The 20,523-nt window shown below is 61.5% G+C and carries 15 protein-coding genes and 1 pseudogene; 11 read left to right on the top strand and 5 right to left on the bottom strand.

Translation table 11 applies throughout. From position 1 onward, the window contains the following. Positions 1–8 precede the first annotated feature (8 nt). The 5 genes and pseudogenes from otnK to QLG10_RS08530 all read left to right on the top strand — a co-directional run bounded on the left by otnK (position 9) and on the right by QLG10_RS08530 (position 4,256). Positions 9–1,301: a 3-oxo-tetronate kinase gene (gene otnK / locus QLG10_RS08515; RefSeq protein WP_282486805.1), complete on the top strand. Its 1,293-nt coding sequence runs from the start codon at positions 9–11 to the stop codon at positions 1,299–1,301. Further along, the gene (locus QLG10_RS08520) at positions 1,298–1,936 is read left to right on the top strand and encodes an aldolase (RefSeq protein ID WP_282486807.1); all 639 of its coding nucleotides are present in this window, start codon (positions 1,298–1,300) and stop codon (positions 1,934–1,936) included. The genes otnK and QLG10_RS08520 overlap by 4 nt, the downstream gene beginning before the upstream one ends. A 142-nt stretch (positions 1,937–2,078) precedes the next feature. Continuing rightward, positions 2,079–2,159, top strand: a pseudogene (locus QLG10_RS29600) (outer membrane lipoprotein carrier protein LolA); the annotation flags it as partial. A gap of 21 nt (positions 2,160–2,180) precedes the next feature. After that, on the top strand, positions 2,181–2,966 hold the full coding sequence (otnI, locus tag QLG10_RS08525) for a 2-oxo-tetronate isomerase (RefSeq protein WP_110751459.1): 786 nt from the start codon (positions 2,181–2,183) through the stop codon (positions 2,964–2,966). Between the two features lie 120 nt (positions 2,967–3,086). Then, positions 3,087–4,256, top strand: a complete 1,170-nt coding sequence (locus tag QLG10_RS08530; protein WP_282486809.1) for a GGDEF domain-containing protein — start codon at positions 3,087–3,089, stop codon at positions 4,254–4,256. Positions 4,257–4,265: 9 nt separating this feature from the next. Here the strand turns inward: QLG10_RS08530 and QLG10_RS08535 are convergent, their stop codons facing one another. Both QLG10_RS08535 and QLG10_RS08540 read right to left on the bottom strand, forming a co-directional pair. Next, positions 4,266–6,092, bottom strand: a complete 1,827-nt coding sequence (locus QLG10_RS08535; protein WP_110751191.1) for an alpha/beta fold hydrolase — start codon at positions 6,090–6,092, stop codon at positions 4,266–4,268. Next, positions 6,082–7,812, bottom strand: a complete 1,731-nt coding sequence (locus QLG10_RS08540) for an FAD-dependent oxidoreductase (RefSeq protein ID WP_110751189.1) — start codon at positions 7,810–7,812, stop codon at positions 6,082–6,084. Before QLG10_RS08540 ends, QLG10_RS08535 begins: the two co-directional genes overlap by 11 nt. Before the next feature lie 261 nt (positions 7,813–8,073). Between QLG10_RS08540 and QLG10_RS08545 the strand changes: the two genes are divergently transcribed. Then, positions 8,074–8,409, top strand: coding sequence for a hypothetical protein (locus QLG10_RS08545; protein WP_110751187.1), 336 nt, complete (start codon positions 8,074–8,076; stop codon positions 8,407–8,409). Here the strand turns inward: QLG10_RS08545 and QLG10_RS08550 are convergent. Continuing rightward, entirely contained in the window at positions 8,396–8,917 is a 522-nt protein-coding gene (locus QLG10_RS08550) for a GNAT family N-acetyltransferase (RefSeq protein WP_188264072.1), read from the bottom strand. The genes QLG10_RS08545 and QLG10_RS08550 overlap by 14 nt on opposite strands. Before the next feature lie 590 nt (positions 8,918–9,507). Beyond that, complete coding sequence (locus tag QLG10_RS08555) at positions 9,508–9,723, bottom strand: hypothetical protein (RefSeq protein ID WP_110751179.1); 216 nt, start codon at positions 9,721–9,723, stop codon at positions 9,508–9,510. Positions 9,724–9,896: 173 nt separating this feature from the next. On the opposite strand from QLG10_RS08555, the gene lldD reads away from it, so the two are divergent. From lldD to QLG10_RS08580, 5 genes are all read left to right on the top strand, one after another. Further along, positions 9,897–11,042 carry an FMN-dependent L-lactate dehydrogenase LldD gene (lldD, locus tag QLG10_RS08560; RefSeq protein WP_282486814.1) on the top strand — a complete coding sequence of 382 codons (1,146 nt, stop codon included), beginning with the start codon at positions 9,897–9,899 and terminating at the stop codon, positions 11,040–11,042. Between the two features lie 37 nt (positions 11,043–11,079). After that, the gene (locus QLG10_RS08565; RefSeq protein WP_188264074.1) at positions 11,080–11,847 is read left to right on the top strand and encodes a metallophosphoesterase; all 768 of its coding nucleotides are present in this window, start codon (positions 11,080–11,082) and stop codon (positions 11,845–11,847) included. Between the two features lie 259 nt (positions 11,848–12,106). Further along, a complete protein-coding gene (locus QLG10_RS08570; protein ID WP_020800054.1) occupies positions 12,107–12,625 on the top strand; it encodes a hypothetical protein in 519 nt (172 codons plus the stop codon). An 84-nt stretch (positions 12,626–12,709) separates the two neighbouring features. Beyond that, the gene (locus tag QLG10_RS08575; RefSeq protein WP_282486818.1) at positions 12,710–14,416 is read left to right on the top strand and encodes an amidase; all 1,707 of its coding nucleotides are present in this window, start codon (positions 12,710–12,712) and stop codon (positions 14,414–14,416) included. A 423-nt stretch (positions 14,417–14,839) separates the two neighbouring features. Continuing rightward, on the top strand, positions 14,840–18,937 hold the full coding sequence (locus tag QLG10_RS08580) for a bifunctional nitrate reductase/sulfite reductase flavoprotein subunit alpha (protein ID WP_282486820.1): 4,098 nt from the start codon (positions 14,840–14,842) through the stop codon (positions 18,935–18,937). 189 nt (positions 18,938–19,126) lie between these two features. Here the strand turns inward: QLG10_RS08580 and QLG10_RS08585 are convergent, their stop codons facing one another. Then, positions 19,127–20,452, bottom strand: coding sequence for an OprD family porin (locus QLG10_RS08585; protein ID WP_110751171.1), 1,326 nt, complete (start codon positions 20,450–20,452; stop codon positions 19,127–19,129). Positions 20,453–20,523: the final 71 nt, after the last annotated feature.

Consider the following 20,523-nt stretch of genomic DNA (forward strand, 5'->3'; position numbering starts at 1 on the left):
AACCCGACATGTTGAATGCCCCTGCCCGCCCTCTGCTGGGCTGCATCGCTGACGATTTCACCGGTGCCACGGACCTTGCCAACATGCTGGTGCGCGGCGGCATGCGCACCGTGCAAAGCATCGGTATACCCGGCGCCGAGGTTGCCGAACACCTCGACGCCGATGCGATCGTCATCGCCCTGAAGTCTCGCACCGTGCCGGCCGCCGACGCCGTTGAGGCGTCGCTCGAAGCGCTGCGCTGGCTGCGCGAACGTGGCTGCGAACAGATTTTCTTCAAGTACTGCTCGACGTTCGACTCGACCGCTGACGGCAACATCGGCCCGGTGAGCGAAGCCTTGCTGGAAGCGCTGGACAGTGATTTCACCCTGGCCTGCCCCGCCTTCCCGGAAAACGGGCGCACGGTCTTTCGTGGGCATTTGTTCGTGCAGGACCAGTTGCTCAGCGAGTCGGGCATGCAGCATCACCCGCTGACACCGATGACCGACGCGAACCTGGTTCGGGTGCTGCAAGCGCAGAGTCAGGGCAAAGTCGGCCTGTTGCGCCATGACACGGTGTCCAGGGGCGTGGGGAGCATTCGCGCCCGCATGACGCAGCTTCGCGCCGAGGGTGTGCGCATGGCGATCGCCGATGCCGTGTCCGATGCAGACCTGCATCTATTGGGCGAAGCCTGCGCCGGTCTTGCCCTGCTGACGGGCGGTTCGGGACTGGCGCTGGGCTTGCCGGACAACTTCCGTCGGGCGGGTAAACTGCGCGACCTGGACGCCGCTCTAGTGCCTAAGGTCGACGGTGGCGAAGTGGTGCTCGCGGGCAGCGCTTCGCAAGCCACCAACGGGCAAGTGGCGAACTGGCTGCAGGCCGGTCGCCCAGCCTTTCGGATCGACCCTTTGGCCTTGGCGGCGGGAGCGTCGGTCATCGAACAGGCACTGGCCTTCGTCGCTGACACGGCGGAAACGGTGCTGATCTACGCCACCAGCTCCCCGGATGAGGTCAAGGCCGTACAACGTGAACTGGGTACCGAGCGCGCGGGGAATATGGTCGAGCAGGCCATGGGCAAGATAGCCAGCGGGCTGCGCCAGGCCGGTGTGCAGCGATTTGTGGTCGCCGGCGGGGAAACCTCCGGGGCCGTGGTGCAAGCGCTGGATATCCAGCTGTTGCAGATCGGTGCGCAAATTGATCCGGGGGTGCCCGCTTGCGTCAGCACGCCTGGGGAACCATTGGCCCTGGCGCTCAAGTCCGGCAACTTCGGTGGCCCTGACTTCTTCGCCAAGGCTCTGAAACACTTGGCGGGAGTTCAAGCATGAGCAACGAAAACGCCCTGCGCGAAGAAATCTGTGACGTAGGCGGCCTGTTGTACCGCCGTGGCTACACAGTAGGCAGTGCCGGCAACATCAGCGCCCGGCTCGACGATGGCTGGCTGATCACGCCCACGGACGCGTGCCTGGGCCGCCTGGATCCGGCCGCCCTCTCCAAGGTCAACCTGGCAGGGGAATGGGTCAGCGGCGACAAACCGTCGAAGACCCTGGCCTTGCACCGGGAGGTTTATGATCGCAACCCGGGGGTCGGCGGCGTGGTGCACACGCACTCCACGCACCTGGTGGCGTTGACGCTGGCCGGGGTCTGGCAGCAGGATGACATCCTGCCGCCGCTGACGCCCTATCAGGTGATGAAGGTCGGGCATATCCCGTTGATCGGCTATGAACGTCCCGGCTCGCCGAAGGTAGCCGAGCGGGTGGCGCAACTGGCCACCAGCGTGCGTGGGGTCATGCTCGAGCGACTGGGGCCGGTGGTGTGGGAAAGCTCGGTCTCGCGGGCCAGCTATGCCCTGGAAGAGCTGGAAGAAACGGCACGCCTCTGGCTGATGAGCAACCCCAGGCCGGCCCCGCTCGACCAGGCCGCACTGGATGAACTGCGCGAAGTCTTTGGCGTGCAGTGGTAACCCCTGTAAGAGCAAGCTTGCTCGCGATGGACGACAACGATAACTCGGGCAGCCTGACACCCCACAGCGCTCTCAAGCTCTTCGCGAGCAGGCTCGCTCCCACAAGAACTACGCGGTACCTGTAGGAGCAAGCTTGCTCGCGATGGACGCCAACGATTATGCGGGCAGCCTGACACCCCACAGCGCTCTCAGGTTTTTCGCGAGTAAACTCGCTCCTACAATAATTTCGATTTCAGGAGTCACCATGCCTCGTTTCGCTGCCAACCTCAGCATGCTCTACCCGGAGCACGATTTTCTCGACCGCTTCGCCGCGGCCGCCGCCGATGGTTTCCAGGCGGTGGAATACCTGTTCCCCTACGACTACAGCGCGCAACAACTTAAACAACGATTGGACGACAACGGCCTGGTCCAGGCCCTGTTCAACGCCCCGCCCGGCAATTGGGCGGCAGGCGAAAGAGGGGTCGTCTCCTTGCCTGGCCGTGAAGCGGAGTTTCGCGAAGGTTTCGACCAGGCCCTGGAATACGCCGCGATCCTGGGCAATGACCGCATCCACGTGATGGCCGGACTGCTGGCGAACGAAGCAGACCGTGCCCGACACCACGCGACTTACCTGGAGAACCTGAGTCACGCGGCGACGCAAGCGGCCAAGGTCGGCGTCACCGTGTTGCTGGAGCCGATCAACACCCGCGACATGCCGGGCTTTTTCCTCAACCGCCAGGACCAGGCCCAGGCCGTCTGCAAAGCCGTCGGCAAGGACAACCTCAAGGTCCAGTTCGACATCTACCACTGCCAGATCGTGGAAGGTGACGTGACGACGAAGCTGCGTCGGGATTTCGCCGGCATCGGGCATATCCAGATCGCGGGCGTACCGGATCGCCACGAACCGGACCTGCACAACGAGTTGAATTATCCCAACCTGTTCGAGCTCATCGATCAACTGGGCTACAACGGTTGGGTGGGTTGCGAGTACCGGCCGCGCGGCAACACCAGCGAGGGGTTGCAATGGATGCGCGATTGGCAGGCCCGCTGAATCATTAATGCGCAGCGTGGGATCCCGCAGCACCTTTTTCAATGCGTCGGGATCTGCGAAAAACCAGCCCAGCCTTTACAATCACGCCTTTCATCGCAGATCAGAAAGGTTTTTCAGGCTATGGCGCTCGACCCTCCCACGATGTTGACGATTTCGACCGCCCTCGCAGCCACCGCCGCGCTGTACCTGGCGATCGAATGGCGGAGCATTCGCGAACCCTCGCTGCTGTTCTGGAGTGCGGGCTTCGCCACCATCACCCTGGGGTCGACCCTCGCCTTGCTGCGCGGGGCCGGCCTTCTGCTGGTCGGCATCTGGTTCGCCAATGGCCTGCTGGTGGTGGCCCACTGGTGTTTCCTGCTGGGCGTCGCGCGCTTCACGCAGACGCGGCTTTCGCGTGCCTGGTACCTGATCTTCGTCGCCTGGGCGGCCTTGCTGTTGTTGCCCGACGAGCCGTCGTGGTCGAAGGTCATGCTGCTGGCCAATTCGCTGCTGGTGGCCCTGGTGACATTCAGGGCCAGTTTCCTCCTGCGTCCCCATGGCAAGTCGTTGAGCGTGGGGGCGGTGCAACTGCGCTATGTGCTGCTGGTCCATGGACTGTTCTATCTGGCCAAGTCGATCACCGCCATCGTTCCCGGCACGCTGATCGATCTTGCCGCGTTTCGTGGCGAGATCATTCAGATTTCCCTGGTCGAGGGCGCGATGGCGATCATGCTGATCGCCCTGTCCATGACCGGTACCGAACGCTACAGGCGTGAGAAACGCATCGCCCGGTTGGCCGCCCGTGATCCGTTGACCGCCCTGTACAACCGCCGCGCCCTCGAAGTGCGAGCAGCGCGCCTGCTCGATAACGTCTCCACGGCAAGACCCGGTGCCTTGCTGTTGATCGATATCGACAACTTCAAACAGGTCAACGACCTCTACGGGCATACCGCTGGCGACCGCCTGCTGGTCACGCTGAGCGAAATAATCCGTTCGGTCCTGCCTGAAGGCGCACTGGCAGCGCGCCTGGGCGGTGATGAATTCGTGATCCTGCTGCGCAACGCATCGAATGAGCAAATCGTCGGGCTGGGCAACGCGCTGCGTGAGCAGTTCCACCACGCTGCCGCACAGGCGTTCGCCACACCGCAAGCGGTAACCCTGAGCATCGGCGCCAACCTGTTCGACCATCCGCCAGCGAGCCTCGCGGCATTGATCGAGCAAGGCGATGCGGCGCTTTACCAGTCCAAACGTGGCGGACGCGACAGCATACGGTTGGTCGATCAGACCTTTGCCAGCAATGAATCGCTCTGATTTACAGGCCTAATAATCAGGGAAATCACTCTGATAACACACTGGCGAGCTAAATTCTGCCTGTTCCTTCGAGTCCCGCACCGGACGAGCATTGGCAGTCAGGAACTCAAGAATATGGGGAAAGATATCGCGATCAACATGGGTGCCCATGAACACGTCCTGATGCCCGTACCCTGGAATGACGCGCAGTTGATGACGGCCTGGCACCCTCTGCTCGAGCCTGGCATGGCAGAGGATGTTGGAATCACTGAACACATGATTCTCCTGGCCCGTCATGAACAGGACAGGTGTTTCAATCTCGTGAGCATACGCCATGTAGTTGTCGGGTAACGCGCTGTGCTCCGTATTCAATGGGTCATACTTGACTGCGGTGTTGTCCGCTTTCACCATCTTCAGCACATGGCGGTAGTAATGCACACTCGTCGGGCCATAGAGGTCGCCCCCGCGCCGGTGGGTGATGTCTGCGAGGTTCTTGTGGTTGTAGAGCGCCGGGCTGCCTGCACCCCACATGAGACTCAGCATATGGCACGCAGGTACATCGCACTCGCGGTGAAAACAGCTCGTGACTTTGCCCATGATCTTGCCAAGGGTCAGCCCTGGTCGCTCACTGAACAAAGGGTCCAGATAGGTCATCCCCAAAATGTACTCGGTCACGAACGGCGCGATCGTCAGTTTGACCCTGGACCAGCCGGGGACCCGTGGTGTCAGTGCCGCGCTATTGGCCACAACGCTGCTCACACCCGTCACAGCCTTGCCGAAAAGACTCATGGTAAAGGACACGGCCCCCAGACAATGGCAAATGACATGGATCCGTACCGACGACCCCACCGCCTCCCTGATCCGCTCAAGCGCTGGCGGGTAGTCAAACAGGGCGACGTCGTCCATCGTGTAGCGGTGCCGCAGCAAGTTGTAGGGCAAGCGATTGCTCATTCGGCCATCGAGCGTCCAGATGTCGGTAAACCCATGGTCCAGCAGGTAGCTGACGAGGTTGTAGTGCTCCGGCATGATGAACATGTCGCTGGAAGAGGTCAGCCCATGTATCAGCAGCACCACGTCATCGCACGCGGCACGCGTGAATCGGAGCATTCCCAATCCGAGTTTATCGGCCGTGGTGATGGCGTGGTGGGTGCACTGTGCATCCGGCACGCCTTCTGTGGTGAACAGCGCAATCTCCCGCTCGTACCGAGTGTTTGTCAGCGAAAAATCGGGGCGACCGTACACGCCCCACAGGTTACCCAGAAAGAAGCGACCGAAGCGTTCCAACGCTGCCCAGCGCTTGGACCTGGTGGCGGCGAAACAACGAAACGTCGCCATCTGCTTCATGAAATCAAGCGCGCCCAGGTGCATGATGCCTGCGGCAACAACATCAGCCTTCGAGTCATCTGCCGGTTCCACGTGCCCACGGAGAATCGACACGTAGAGGGTCGTCGTGTCTGACCACAGGTCAGGACCAGGGTCATCGAAAATGTCTTTATGACCTGCAATCGTCAACGGCTCGTTCTGCCGGTTGCGCACGAACAAACGGTACAACATCTTTTTGCGCAGGCGATCACCGACACTGTCCACGAAGAGGTTGAAGCGCCCCCTCTCTACAGGCACACGACCACCCAGCAAACCACAATTGAGGTGACCAGCCGCATCGGCCTGGTGCAAAGGCGAGTCTATGAAGCGCTCGACGTCATCAATGCTGATAGTGAGCGTAAAGGCGATAGAAGACGAGACGCCTTTACCTGCTTCATAGCCACTTTGGAAGTCCTTCTGCCCTGCGCCTGCATACCCTTTCATGGTCTCGGTAAACTGCAGTGACGACGTGGCCGAACCTTTGTCATTGGTCATGGCGCAGGCCCTCCTGCGGGGTGTTGCTACCGTTCCTGCGATCGATGATGCCCTGGGCAATGAGGCGCGACATCGCTGCAATGGTGAGACTGGGATTGGCGCCGACGGGGCCGGGCATGATCGAGCCGTCGGCGATGTAGAGATTGGGATAATGGAAGACTTCACCATCAGTACCGACCACCCCCGAGTGGGCATCCTTGCCCATCGGACACCCACCGAGCGGGTGAACGGTAATGATGCGTTGCAGATATCGGGTCAAGGGATTTGAAGCGAGCGTGCCCCCCATCTCCACGGCGATCTTGCGACACCATTCGGTCAGCGTATCGAAGCACTCGGCCGAGTGGCGCGACGTCCAGTCAACATCCAGATAAGCGCTCCCGCGTTGCGCCTTGCGCAGCCTCAGACGACCATCTGCCTTATCACACCCCATGCCCAGTAGCGGGAGGGAACTGCTACTCAACGCCGCTGGCCCAAGCAGCTTCGCTATCTCGAAACCGAACTCGCTGCGCGGGCTGGCCGACCACCATGCGTGGATCCGGTTGATGACGAACCGCAGCGCTCGCGGCATGACTCCACCCATGTCGCTCGCTTCGACCAACCAGTTGACGAACTCCGGATAGCCGGCGTCCTGGATCATGCCTCCCCGCCCCGGGCCGAAGTCGATTTGTGCAGACGTCGTGATTACCGGGCCGCGGCTTGGATCGAGAACGCGTGGTTGCGGCGGGCGGGAGGTGCCGTCGCGGCAGCGCATGACAAAGGCCAGGAGGTCGCCGTTGGTTGAGTATCCGCTGCCAAGCAGGTGGCTGATTCGCGGGAAGCGATGGTGGTTCTTGAGCAACAGATAGCTTGTCCCCAACGTCCCGGCGCAGAGTATCAACCGATCACAGGTCATCACATCAAGGGGCAAATGACTCGAAGGCATTTGAGCCAAAGGTGTGTGTCGAACGTATGAGACCTCGTAGCCTCGCGAGGGATCGCTGTGATCGATCGGGCTGATACTTCGCACTTCGCACAGCGTTCGACAATCCGTACCCAAGCGTTTCGCCGCACTGAGGTAGTTGAAGTCGAGTGAATTCTTGCTTCCATAGTTACAGCCAATATCGCATTCACCGCAGTGCCTGCAGGTGGAACGAGGTGCGTTGTGCAGGTTTGGCTCGGTCTCCCTGATTGGCTCGCCCATGGCCGGCCGTCTGCCTGGATTGGCAAATGACACGCCCAACAATGGGTAATATGGATTGAGCCCGACCTTGGCAGCCGCCTCAGCGAACGCTCGCGCCTTGGTCGTTGCCTCCTTCGGCAGATCGCTTGATGGATACACCTGCCCCCCCAGCATCCGCTCGACTTCTTCGTAATGCGGTTCGAGCGCCGTGTAGCTCAAGGGCCATGGCCCCCGCGCCCCACCCGCCAGGTCACGCTCGAACCATGCCGCAGGTTTGCGAATCAGCACGTTGGCGTAGATCAGGGACCCGCCGCCCAGCCCACTCGCCACCACGGCCTCACTCTTGCGGAATGACCAGAGGTCAAACATGCCGTAGAGACGCTCGCTGGGGTCCCAGAAATTGCGCGCCACTTCACGCGGGCTGCGCGGAAAAGAGCCTGGGGGAAAGGCCTGGCCACGCTCCAGCAGGCAAACCTTCATTTTGGCTTTAGCCAGTTCGTAGGCCATTACCGATCCACCGAAACCAGAACCCACAACCACCACGTCAAAATGTTCGGACATGTCTTCACGCTCCGGTGGATGAGTTTACGTGGCAGGCTTGTGTATCCAGCGTAGACGACCAGCCGCTTGGAAAAACCAGGAAAGGCATCTCTGACAGACGAAAATCGCCGAATGAAGGTATTTACCTGGGGAAAAAGCTCATTTCATCTCATTGCTGTAACGGCGGTTCCTAGCTACTTGCCAGTCACCCGACCTGTTCTACACTGCGCAAAAGTCTCGCGCAAAACCAGTGGCTCACTGCGCTGGCTGACGGGAAATGACATGAACGAAAAAAAATCGCCGGTCAGTTTGAATGAAGATATCTGCGTGCATGTCTTTACCGCTTCAGCGGCCATGGTGGGCGTATGCATTACGGTCATCGGTATTTTCCAGGTGGTTACCACGCTGAGAAGTGAAGACTCCCTGGGTGATGACTTTCTTGCGATAAACGCCATCCTGTATTTGATTACCACGCTGCTGTCCTACTGGGCGTTGCGCACCAGCAACGTGAACCGCAATCACTTCCTGGAAAAACTGGTCGACATTCTTTTCCTTATCGCCTTGACCTGTACCACGGCCATTGCAGGGTTCATCACCTGGGCGATCACTGTGCATTAGTGTCTGGAACAAGCGCGCGGACGAATCGGCATTCGGCTTCCGGTTCTTCGTTGCTGCGGGGTTGTTCAAGCTTGAATCCGCACCGGGACAGCACTTTTTTTGAGCCCACATTTTCCTTGAATACATAAGCCACCAGTTGCGTCAGTTGCCAACGCGCCTGCGCTTGCTCGATCAGATGCCTGAGCGCCTGTGTCGCCAGGCCCTGCCCGCAGGCGTCGCGACCGATCCGATAGCCAACCTCTGCGCAACCGGTCGATGGGTTTATGCCTTTCAAGTTTGCCCGCCCTACAATTGTTCCGCTGCCGTCCTCAATAACAAACGGATGCCAGGTGCCGATGGCAAAACCGGACAAGTAGCCTTCGATATGTTCGGCGACGCCTTGCGATGAGTAAAAAGAAGGGTCGCGCGCATCAATATGCGATTCGAACCATGCACGGTTGTGGATTTCGAAGGCCAGCAAGGCGTCCGCATCCATGCTGTTCAGCTCGCGAATCCTGAATCTGTTCATGCATCAACTCTCCTGTACATGAGGCCAAGCGTGAATGCCCGGCGCAAGGGGGTGGCGGAACAGAAGGATGCGTGGCCCGATAGTACTGGAGAGGATGACGGGGCAAGCCTTGTTTGGTGACATGGCGACGTCCTTATCGACAATGAGGCTCGCATCATACGGCGTTTGAAATGGCAGGGCGATGTCGCCTCGTATTCTTCCTACAGATATTGCCTGGATCGTGGACAGCCGCGGGAGATTGGTCGACTGTCAGGCCGCCTTCGCGGGCAAGCCCGCTCTCACAGGGGATCGGTATACCTGCAAAATCCGGTTCTGCGCAGTGGGCAATCCTGTAGGAGCGAGCATGCTCCGGGCGGCGTTCCGACGAAAAACCTGAGGGCACCGCGGGGTGTCAGGCTCCCCCGTGTCATCGTTGACTTCCATCGCGACGGTGCGACGATTCGACATGCTCGCTACTAAAATTCGGCAACCCAACAACCATTTCGGCTGACGCCATCTTTGGTGAGACCACCTTGCGCCAGGAGTGGACGGATGACGTGACCTGGATCGGCTGCCCCCTGGCACCCTTTCAGCAAGTTGACGGGCGCCCCTCACGCCAACTTGATCCCACCCCCCTGAATCTCATCCCGCGCAATCCGCAAGTCAATGGCGTCCTGGTTGAGTCGATGAATCAGGTTGAGCAAGCGTTGGCGCAACACTTCGTCCTTGAGCTGTTCAGCTGCACGCATCACATCCAACGCCGCGCCTTCATTGTTGGTGGCGACGGCGTCGAGCAGTTTGCGCAGGCTTCTTGATGGCCGATTCATGGGTCGTTCCCTGAGTTTTGGTTGAGGCGGATCATAGGCGCGTTATGTTTCGTCCATGTTGCAGCCACAAACAGTTTGAATGGCATTTTCTGCAGGGATGCGATTGCATGGGCTAATCTGCGTTCACGCTCGACAGACGTCACCGTCCCTCATCAGCCCGAGGCATCGGCCATATGATCATTTCGTCCGCATCCGATTATCGCGAGGCAGCGCGGCGCAAGCTCCCGCGTTTTTTGTTCGACTACATCGATGGCGGAGCCTATGCCGAGCATACGCTGAGGGCCAACAGCGCCGACCTGACGCAGGTCAGCCTGCGCCAACGTATCCTCAAGAACGTCGAAGCATTGAGCCTGCAAACCACCCTGTTCGATCAACCACTGTCGATGCCCATCGTGTTGGCGCCGGTAGGCCTGACGGGCATGTTCGCCCGCCGGGGCGAGGTGCAGGCGGTCAAGGCTGCCGAGAAAAAAGGCATCCCGCTGTGCCTGTCCACTGTCTCGGTATGCTCGATCGAAGAAGTCTGCGCCAACAGTCGGCAGCCCATCTGGTTCCAGCTGTATGTGCTCAAGGACCGGGGCTTCATGAGAAATGCGCTGGAACGCGCCAAGGCTGCCGGCGTGCAGAACCTGGTGTTTACGGTCGATATGCCCACACCCGGCGCTCGCTATCGCGATGCCCATTCGGGCATGTCCGGTCCCTACGCATCGTCCCGGCGCATACTGCAGGCCATGACGCGACCCGACTGGGCTCTCAACGTCGGCCTGCTGGGCCGCCCGCATGACCTGGGCAATGTCTCGAAGTATCTCGGCAAGGCCGTTACCCTCGAAGACTACATCGGCTGGCTGGCCAACAACTTCGATCCCTCGATCAGCTGGAGCGACCTGGAGTGGATTCGCGATTTCTGGAAGGGCCCGATGATCATCAAGGGAATTCTCGACCCTGAGGATGCCAGGGATGCGGTCAGTTTTGGTGCGGACGGCATTGTCGTCTCCAACCACGGCGGCCGCCAGCTGGACGGCGTGCTCTCCACGGCCCAAGCCTTGCCGCCTATCATGCAAGCGGTCGGCGATGACCTCAAGGTGCTGGTCGACTCGGGGATCCGCTCGGGACTGGACGTGGTGCGCATGTTGGCCCTGGGAGCAAAGGGGGTACTCCTGGGACGCTCCATGGCCTATGCCTTAGCGGCCGACGGTCAACGCGGGGTGGAAAACATGCTGGATATTTTCGCCAAGGAAATGCGCGTGGCGATGACCTTGACAGGCGTCACCGCCATCGACCGGATCGACGAATCGATTCTGGTGCGTCATCCTCTCAAGTAACCAGCCGACGACGTTCAATCCTGTCAGGAACCGTTCCATGCGCATCGCCTTGCTTTCCGATATCCACTTGTCCGTAGACGCCATGCCATTCCCGGCTGTGGAGGCCGATATCGTGGTCCTGGCCGGTGACATTTCCCGACCGGCCGCGGCCATCGACTGGGCCAGGTCAAGCCCGGCCCCGGTGTTGTATGTGGCGGGCAATCACGAATTTTATGGCAGTGACCTGATCTCTACCTACGAGCAGTTGCACAGGTTGTCGCAAGGCACTCCGATCCACGTCCTGGAACGCACCGCATACGTTCATCACGGCGTACGCTTCCTGGGCTGTACCCTGTGGTCAGACTACCGTCTCTTCGATCGAGCGGAAGATCGGGCGCAGGGTATCGACATGGCCACCCGGCTGATCCGCGACTTCAGCCGCATCAAGGTTGCGCCTGACTTCCCAGACCTGTTCACGCCGGCCCTTTCCCAGATGCTGTTCATGCAGACGGTCGCCTGGCTGGAAGAATGTTTTGCCGCCGACCCCGGCATCCCCACGGTAGTGATCTCGCATTTCGCGCCGACCCGGTCGAGCATCAGCCCGGCGTTCGCCGATTCGCCGATCAACGCAAGCTTCGTCTCAGACCTGCAGGCGCGGATCGAGGCGTGGCAGCCCGCGCTTTGGCTGCATGGCCATACCCATGGCAGCTTCGATTACCGGATCGGCGACACCCGGGTCATCTGCAATGCCCGGGGCTATGCCAAAGAGGGCGTCAATGAAAATGCTCGATTCAATGCCGCCCATGTGATCGAGCTGAACCTGTGAAACCCGTTGCCATGCTCGGCTGGCGGCCCCTGCCCGCCTCATACCAAAGCATTACCCTGCTACACCCTTGTCCAGTGGTCGCGAGCAATGTTTACCCCTACATTGCCAGTACCTGAAGGGCACAGTGCCATAAACCCTGTGGGCCCTGCTCATGGACTCGGCGCAAAAAGCGTATCGCACCGCGCAATGCTGGATTTAGAATCGATCGTGGCCACCCCCACTCGCCCCCTTCGGCAGTTTCGCCAACGGACATAGACCCATGGACATCGCACCCCGTTTCATCATTCATGAAACCGCCCACTGGATCCTCAACCACCATATGTCTTCGGCGCTCCCCGGCTATCTGGTGCTGGGCACCCGGCACAACGCCAATTCGCTGTCCGACCTGCCCGAGCAGGCCTTGGTGGAGATGGGCGTGCTGCTCGCCAGCATCCAGAAAACCCTGCAAGCGGAGTTGAAGCCCAAGTGGCTCTATATCAGCCGCTTCGGCCATGACCCACGCTTCCCCATCCATTTTCATTACATACCGGTCTACCAGTGGGTCGAGGACCAGTTCTGGGAGGATGAGCGCTACCGGCTGCTGGAAAACTTCGGCACCAGCGCCGCCGCGCGTACACTGACCGATGGCGCTGAAATGACCCTGTTCATCTGGCGTGAATTTGGCGAGAACTCGCAACTACCGGCCATTGAAGGGCCTTCGATCGACCAGGTCATCGACCATTTGCGCACCTGTTTCAATCCGGTGAACCAGCGCCTGCGTCTTCAAGTCGATCGCTGACTTCGACGAGCGCGGTGCTAACATGACGGGCGTACCCGGATGCCTCACTCAGCGCATCCCCCATCAACACTCGGCAGTCACCGCATGATCGAAGTCACCGAAGTTTCCATTGCCCAACTGCGCGCTGCGCTCGAATCCGGCCAGACCACTGCCGTTGAGCTGGTCCAGGCTTATCTGGCCAGGATCGATGCCTACGACACGCCCCAGACGCCCACCGCGCTCAACGCGGTGGTGGTGCGCAACCCCGACGCCTTGAAAGAGGCACAGGCCAGCGATGCCCGTCGAGCCAAGGGCCAAACGCTGGGCCCGCTCGATGGCATCCCCTATACGGCCAAGGACAGTTATCTGGTCAAGGGGCTCACCGCCGCCTCCGGCAGTCCGGCTTTCAAGGACCTGGTCGCCTATCGCGATGCATTCACCGTTGAGCGCTTGCGTGCTGGCGGTGCCATCTGCCTGGGCAAGACCAATATGCCGCCGATGGCCAACGGCGGCATGCAGCGTGGCGTGTACGGCCGCGCAGAAAGCCCGTACAACGCCGACTACCTCACCGCCCCCTTCGCCTCGGGCTCTTCCAACGGCGCAGGGACGGCCACCGCCGCGAGTTTTGCCGCCTTCGGCCTGGCTGAAGAAACCTGGTCGAGCGGTCGCGGCCCTGCGTCCAACAATGGCTTGTGTGCCTACACGCCGTCACGCGGCGTGATCTCGGTGCGCGGCAACTGGCCGTTGACGCCGACCATGGACGTCGTCGTGCCGTTTGCCAGGACCATGGCCGACCTGCTCGAGGTGCTTGACGTGGTGGTGGCCGAGGACCCCGACACCCGCGGCGACCTGTGGCGCATGCAACCCTGGGTGCCGATTCCACCCGTCGCCTCGGTCCGCCCCGCGTCTTACCAGGACCTGGCCGCCAATGCCGCGGCACTGGCCGGCAAGCGCCTGGGCGTTCCGCGCATGTACATCAACGCCGACCCTGAAGCCGGCACCAGTGAAGCCCCTGGCATCGGCGGCCCGACCGGGCAGCGCATCCACACCCGGCCTTCGGTGATCGGGCTCTGGGAACAGGCACGCCAGGCCTTGCAGGCCGCCGGCGCCGAAGTCGTCGAGGTCGATTTTCCCCTCGTCTCCAACTGTGAAGGCGATCGCCCCGGTGCACCGACCGTGTTCAATCGCGGGATCGTGTCCAAGGAATTCCTGCATCACGAGCTGTGGGACCTGACGGCCTGGGCGTTCGACGATTTCCTGCAGGCCAACGGCGATCCGAAATTGAACCGTCTGGTGGATGTCGATGGGCCACTGATTTTCCCGCACGACCCGGGCACCCTGCCCAACCGCGAAGGCGACCTGGCCGCCGGCATGGACGAGTACGTGCGCATGGCCGAGCGCGGCATTACCCCGTGGGACCAGATCCCGACGGTGCCTGATGGCCTGCGCGGCCTGGAACAGACCCGCCAGATCGATCTTGAACAGTGGATGGACCGACTGGGGCTCGATGCAGTGATTTTCCCGACGGTCGCCGACGTCGGCCCGGCCAATGCCGACGTTGATCCGGCAGCGGCGGACATCGCCTGGAGCAACGGTGTATGGGTGGCCAACGGCAACCTCGCCATACGTCACCTGGGTGTGCCGACAGTCACCGTGCCGATGGGTGTCATGCCGGACATCGGCATGCCCGTGGGGCTGACCTTTGCCGGTCGCGCCTATGACGACTCGAGCCTGCTGCGCCTGGCGTCGGCGTTCGAGGCCTGTGGTTCGAAGCGCTTGATTCCACCGCGCACGCCACCGCTGGGCAAGTGATAACCCGGTCGGGACTGGCGCGACACAGGCGCCAGTCCCGACGCCGCCACCGACTGGTGCACCTGGGTGCACATGGCGCTTTATAAAAGTGCAGGCAACCGGTGCTGCACCGTTCATTTGAACCGCTGTTCAACGATTTCCCTCCTGCACTCCCCTCGCCGGCGATCCGCACAAGACCGCGCTTTTCATCCGTCAAAGCCCTGCGCGCGTAGCCCCGCCCGCCTGCGCATCGACAACGATCACGACCTCAAGGGCATTTTTGGCGCGTGACTTGCTAGGAACACCTCAACCCTGCAGTCAACGCTGATTGCATGCATACGACAAAGGCGCCGTGTGTCCCCCGTTTTTTCTGACGGTGGGCCGCATGGCGCCTTTTTTGTTTCCGGCATCGGCAACGGCCGGCAAAAGATTCGAGGGACGAGGATGACAAGCAAAACCGTACGCAGTGTATGTCCCTATTGTGGTGTGGGCTGCGGCATCGTCATGCAGGTCGAAAACAACCGCGTGGTCAAGGTCAGCGGCGACAAGGAGCACCCGAGCAACGCCGGCAGGCTCTGCACCAAGGGCACCACCTGCGGCCAGGCCATGGCCGAGTCGGGCCGGATGGAACACGCCTACCTGCGCCAGGAACGCCGCCGCGATCCGGTGCGCATTGCCATGGATAAAGCCATCAGCGAGACGGCCAACCGACTGCGCGACACCCTCGATCGCCACGGCCCCGATGCATTGTCGTTCTACGTGTCCGGGCAAATGTCGCTGGAAGCCCAATACCTGATCAACAAACTGGCCAAGGGTTTTGTCGGAACCGCAAACATAGAGTCCAATTCCCGCCTGTGCATGGCCAGCGCCGGCAGCGGCTACAAGCTCTCCCTCGGTTCTGATGGCCCTCCGGGCTCGTATCAGGACTTCGACCAGGCGGACCTGTTTTTCGTCATCGGCGCCAACATGGCCGACTGTCACCCGATTTTGTTCCTGCGCATGATGGACCGGGTCAAGGCCGGCGCGAAGTTGATCGTGGTCGATCCACGGCGCAGCGCCACCGCGGACAAAGCCGACCTGTTCCTGCCGATCAAGCCGGGCACCGACCTGGCATTGCTCAATGGCTTGCTGCATCTGCTGGTGAAAAACGGCCACACCGACCCGGCGTTCATCGCGGCGTTCACCGAAGGCTGGGAGGCCATGCCGGAATTTCTCGAGGACTATCCGCCGGCCAAGGTCGCACACCTCACCGGTCTGCCCGAGGCGGACATTCGCCAGGCCGCGCAATGGATCGGCGAAGCCGCACAGTGGATGAGCTGTTGGACCATGGGGCTGAACCAGAGCACCCACGGCACCTGGAACACCAACGCCCTGTGCAATCTGCACCTGGCCACCGGGGCGATCTGCCGGCCGGGCAGCGGGCCGTTCTCCCTGACCGGGCAACCGAACGCCATGGGTGGCCGTGAGATGGGCTACATGGGGCCTGGCCTACCCGGCCAGCGTTCGCTGTTGGTAGAGGCGGACCGCGCGTTCATCGAGAACTTGTGGAGCATCCCCCGCGACCGACTGCCGCGCAACGCAGGTGGCGGCACCGTGTCGATGTTCGAAGACATGAGCGCAGGACGGATCAAGGCCTGCTGGATCATCTGCACCAACCCGGTGGCGTCGGGCCCCAACCGCCAGAAAGTGATCGACGGCCTGCAGGCGGCCGAGCTGGTCATCACCCAGGACGCCTACCTCGACACCGAGACCAACCGTTACGCCGACATCCTGCTGCCCGGCGCGCTCTGGGCCGAGGCCGAGGGCGTTATGATCAACTCCGAGCGCAACCTGACGCTGATGCAAAAAGCCGTGGAGCCCCCGGGCGAGACGCTGCCCGACTGGCAGATCATCGCCCGGGTGGCCTGCGAAATGGGCTTCGCCGCGGCGTTCACCTACAGCACTGCCGACGCGGTGTTCGAAGAGATCAAGCGCGCCTGGAACCCCAAGACCGGCTATGACATTCGCGGCGCCAGCTACCCGCGCCTGCGCAACAAACCCTTGCAATGGCCCTGCGCCAGCGCTAGCGCGGCGGAACGCAATCCGATTCGCTACCTCAACAATGGCGAGAGTCAGGCACTCAGGGTCGAAGCCGACGGCAGCCAGCCGACGATCGTCTTCCCCACCGAGCGCGGCAAAGGCATCTTTCTCGCCCGTCCGCACATGGCTCCCGCTGAAATGCCGGATGAAGCCTTTCCCTTCGTGCTCAACACCGGGCGCTTGCAGCATCAGTGGCACACCCTGACCAAGACCGGCAAGGTGGCGACCCTGAACAAGCTCAATCCGGGCCCCTTCGTCGAGATCCATCCCGAGGATGCCAGCGCCCTGGGCATCAAGGACAAGGACCCGGTCGAGGTACGTTCGGTACGAGGTCGGGCCGTGTTGCCTGCGCTGGTGAGCGACCGCGTGCGCCAGGGCAACTGTTTTGCGCCTTTTCACTGGAACGATGTGTTTGGCGAGAACCTGGCGATCAATGCCGTGACCAACGATGCCGTCGACCCGATCTCGCAGCAGCCCGAATTCAAATTCTGTGCGGTCGCCCTGCAACGTGTCGAACTGATCGACCATCAGTTCCTGCAAACGCCAGCGCCGGCCACCGTCGACTCATCCCCCTTACCAGAGGAACTCGCCATGTCGAGCATCGAGACCTTTGCCGATCTCGCGGGCATCCGTTGCCTGCCCTCCCCGCCATTGAACGACAGTGAACGCACCTACCTCGCCGGTTTTCTCAGTGGCCTGCAATCCCCGGCCGGTCGCCAGGCGGCTGGTGTGCCGGTGCTGCCGCCCAGCGCGCCGTTGGCCACCGAGACTCGTCTGTGGCTGGACGGGCTCCTGGGCGGTTTGTTCAGTCGGGTTGATGCGGGTGTAGCTGATCATGCTGCAACTTTGGCGCCCGCCGTTGCAGAAAATGCCCCCGCGGTGACCTTGCTCTGGGCGTCGCAAACCGGCAATGCCGAAACCCTGGCCGAGCGCCTGGCCGCGCGCCTGCGCGATAACGGCTTCGCCGTGGAGCTGAGCGCGATGGCCGACTTCCCCGCCAGCAAGTTGGCCAGCACGCAGAATCTGGCACTGATCAGCAGCACCTTCGGCGATGGCGATCCGCCGGACAATGGCGAAGGTTTCTGGCACACCCTCAGCACCGCCCAGACGCGTCTGGAGTCCTTGCGCTTTGCGGTGCTGGCCCTGGGTGATCCGGCCTATGACCGATTCTGCCAGCACGGCAAACAGCTCGATCAGCGCCTGCAGGAACTGGGCGCCACCCGCCTGCTGGAACGGGTCGATTGCGACACCGAATTCGAGGAGCGCGCCGATACCTGGCTGGCGCAATTGCAGAAGACGCTCAGGCCCGAAGCTGTGGTCGTCGCGCATAGCCACACTGCCGCCAGCGCTGCCCAGACACCCGGCAAGGCCAAGCCCCATGCTTCGCGGCTGCTGGCCAATCTTCACTTGAACCGCCAGAGCCCGCACAAGGAAACCCGCATGTTTTCCCTGGACCTGGCGGATTCGGGACTGGGTTATGAGGCGGGTGACGCGCTGGGCGTCCATCCGCGCAATTGCCCGGAACTGGTCGACGAGTTGCTCGACTTGACCCGGTTGAATGGCGAGACCCTGGTAAATGTCGATCAATGCGCCGAAGTGTCGTTACGCCAGGCACTGACCGAACACTTCGAAATCGCCCGGCCCAACAGCGACACCCTGGCTTTCATCGCCGAACGCAGCGCCAATCCCGGTTTGAAACAGTTGCTGGGGACTGAGCATAAGGCCCAGTTGAAAGAATGGTTGTGGGGCCGGCAACTGGCGGACGTACTGCAGGAATATCCGCTGGACTGCTCGGCGAGCGAGCTCCTGGGCACCTTCAAGCGCTTGCAACCGCGCCTGTATTCCATCGCTTCGAGCGCCAAGGCGCATCCACGGGAAGTCCATCTGACCGTGGCGGCGGTGCGCTACGGCAAGCGCAAGGGCGTGTCCTCGACCTTCCTCGCCGACCGCGCGCAGGACGCCGAGGTACCGGTTTTCGTCCAGCCAGCCAGACACTTTCGCGTGCCGAACGAAGGTGATGTGCCGATGATCATGATCGGGCCCGGCACCGGGGTCGCGCCCTTCCGCGCCTTCCTGCAGGAGCGCCGGGCGCGGGGCGACCAGGGCAAGAACTGGCTGTTCTTCGGTGAACAGCACGCCGCCAGCGACTTCTACTACCGCGACGAATTGCAAGGCATGCAACACGATGGCCTGCTGACGCAACTAAGCCTGGCGTTTTCCCGTGACCAGGCCGAGAAAATCTACGTGCAGGACCGCATCCGCGAACAAGGCGCCGAACTCTGGCGCTGGCTGCAGGACGGCGCCCGGTTGTACATCTGTGGCGACGCCAGCTGCATGGCCAAGGACGTCGACCAGGCCTTGCGCCAGGTCGCGCAGCACCACGGTGGACTGGACTCGCAAGGCGCCGCTGACTACTGGCGCAAGATGAGTGAGCAGAAGCGTTATTTGCGGGATGTTTATTGAGTGGCGGTCAGGTTGGGCATCGTAGGAGCGAGCATGCTCGCGAAAAACCTGAGAGCACCGCGGGGGGCCAGGCTCCCCGCGTTATCGTTGACCTCCATCGCGAGCATGCTCGCTCCTACAGTGGATCGAGTGAATCCGCTGATTGGTCGGTTACCCGGGATTTCATTCGCCGTGAGGGTGTAGCGGCCGTTATAGCAGTGAGAGGGAGTAGTTGATGATGAACCGATTCTGCTCAACATTGCGCCCGGCATCGGTGTTCGACTTGCCGTTACGCACACTGAAGGCAAGCCCCCTGAACGAACCCGACTGAATCACATAGTCCAGCGTCATATCACGCTCCCACTCAGACTGATCCGCAGCGTTTTGCGCCTTGATGTCCGTGCCCTTGAGATACGCCACTGACGCCTTCAAGCCCGGGATTCCAAGGGGCGCGAAGTCATAGGTGTATTGACCGAAACGGGTTTGCTCCCCGGCGCGGGCAAAGTTCTGGATCATGCGATCGGTGGGCAGGTAGACGCTGCCGCCACCCGCGCCTTTGTCCACCAGGCTGCCCTGGTTGGGCTGGACGAAGTTGCTGCCATCGCCCACTTGCTGGTAACCGAGCGCCACGGCATGTCCGCCGTTGGTATAGGTCACCATGGCAGCCCAGGTGTCGTTATCGATTTCACCGTTGTTGTCATCGGTGTAACCCGAGACGCGATAGCCTTGCGCTCTACCTGCGGCGGAGCTGTTGGCACCGCTGGAGGTGGTGCGGAAATAGCGCAGGTCCGTGGTGATGGCGCTTGCACTGTCGATGGCCAGGCTGTGTGTCAGGCCGAGGAAGTTCTGGTTGTAGAAGTCTTCCAGCTGCGCGAAGTAGTACTGTGCCTTCAGCGCCTTGGTCACCTCGTAGTCGCCCCCGGCGAAATAGAACTTGTTGCTCTCCCGGGTACCGCCCGCAACCGACAGGCCGGTTCGATCGGTCGAGGCACGACCGACTGCGTGCTCCAGCAACCCGCCGGTCAGGGTCAGGCCATCGATGTCTTTTGACGTGACCTGGCCGCCGGTGAACGATTGCGGCAGCACGCGGGCATCGTTGGACAGCAGTATCGGCAGCTTCGGCAACAACGTGCCGTAACGCAGTTCGGTCTTGGCGATGCGCATCTTCGCCGTGGGACCGAAGCTGCTCCAGGCATCGGCCGCACCGTCGCCCTTCGAGGGAATCATGCCGCTGCCGACGTGGCGACCAGCGCCGCTGTCCAGGGTAATCCCTTGCAACGCCTGGGCATCAAGCCCGAACCCCAGGGTGCCTTGGGTGAATCCCGACTCATAACGCAGCACAAAACCCTGGGCCGCCTCTTCGGTCTTGGAAGGGTCTGCGCTGCCGTCGCGGTTATCGCTGTTGAAGTACAGGGTCCGCATGGAAAGGCTGGCCTTGCTGTCTTCCAGAAAGCCGCGTGCGCCGGGCTCTGCTGCCTGTGCGCCGATCGAACCGCCGAACAACAGAATGGCGGCGGGAATTGCTCGTTTGAACATGCGGTACTCCTCAAGAGGGTCACGTCGAAATATTTGTGAAACTCTTAGAACATTTCGAGGCACGAACTTCA

Origin of the sequence: Pseudomonas sp. V98_8 (genome assembly GCF_029967975.1) — a bacterium.
GTDB lineage: Bacteria > Pseudomonadota > Gammaproteobacteria > Pseudomonadales > Pseudomonadaceae > Aquipseudomonas > Aquipseudomonas umsongensis.

Bases quoted from the DNA above. Each gene is read 5' to 3' on its own strand.
- otnK (WP_282486805.1), top strand. From the start codon at position 9: ATGTTGAATGCCCCTGCCCGCCCTCTGCTGGGCTGCATCGCTGACGAT.
- QLG10_RS08520 (WP_282486807.1), top strand. From the start codon at position 1,298: ATGAGCAACGAAAACGCCCTGCGCGAAGAAATCTGTGACGTAGGCGGC.
- otnI (WP_110751459.1), top strand. From the start codon at position 2,181: ATGCCTCGTTTCGCTGCCAACCTCAGCATGCTCTACCCGGAGCACGAT.
- QLG10_RS08530 (WP_282486809.1), top strand. From the start codon at position 3,087: ATGGCGCTCGACCCTCCCACGATGTTGACGATTTCGACCGCCCTCGCA.
- QLG10_RS08535 (WP_110751191.1), bottom strand. From the start codon at position 6,092: ATGACCAATGACAAAGGTTCGGCCACGTCGTCACTGCAGTTTACCGAG.
- QLG10_RS08540 (WP_110751189.1), bottom strand. From the start codon at position 7,812: ATGTCCGAACATTTTGACGTGGTGGTTGTGGGTTCTGGTTTCGGTGGA.
- QLG10_RS08545 (WP_110751187.1), top strand. From the start codon at position 8,074: ATGAACGAAAAAAAATCGCCGGTCAGTTTGAATGAAGATATCTGCGTG.
- QLG10_RS08550 (WP_188264072.1), bottom strand. From the start codon at position 8,917: ATGAACAGATTCAGGATTCGCGAGCTGAACAGCATGGATGCGGACGCC.
- QLG10_RS08555 (WP_110751179.1), bottom strand. From the start codon at position 9,723: ATGAATCGGCCATCAAGAAGCCTGCGCAAACTGCTCGACGCCGTCGCC.
- lldD (WP_282486814.1), top strand. From the start codon at position 9,897: ATGATCATTTCGTCCGCATCCGATTATCGCGAGGCAGCGCGGCGCAAG.
- QLG10_RS08565 (WP_188264074.1), top strand. From the start codon at position 11,080: ATGCGCATCGCCTTGCTTTCCGATATCCACTTGTCCGTAGACGCCATG.
- QLG10_RS08570 (WP_020800054.1), top strand. From the start codon at position 12,107: ATGGACATCGCACCCCGTTTCATCATTCATGAAACCGCCCACTGGATC.
- QLG10_RS08575 (WP_282486818.1), top strand. From the start codon at position 12,710: ATGATCGAAGTCACCGAAGTTTCCATTGCCCAACTGCGCGCTGCGCTC.
- QLG10_RS08580 (WP_282486820.1), top strand. From the start codon at position 14,840: ATGACAAGCAAAACCGTACGCAGTGTATGTCCCTATTGTGGTGTGGGC.
- QLG10_RS08585 (WP_110751171.1), bottom strand. From the start codon at position 20,452: ATGTTCAAACGAGCAATTCCCGCCGCCATTCTGTTGTTCGGCGGTTCG.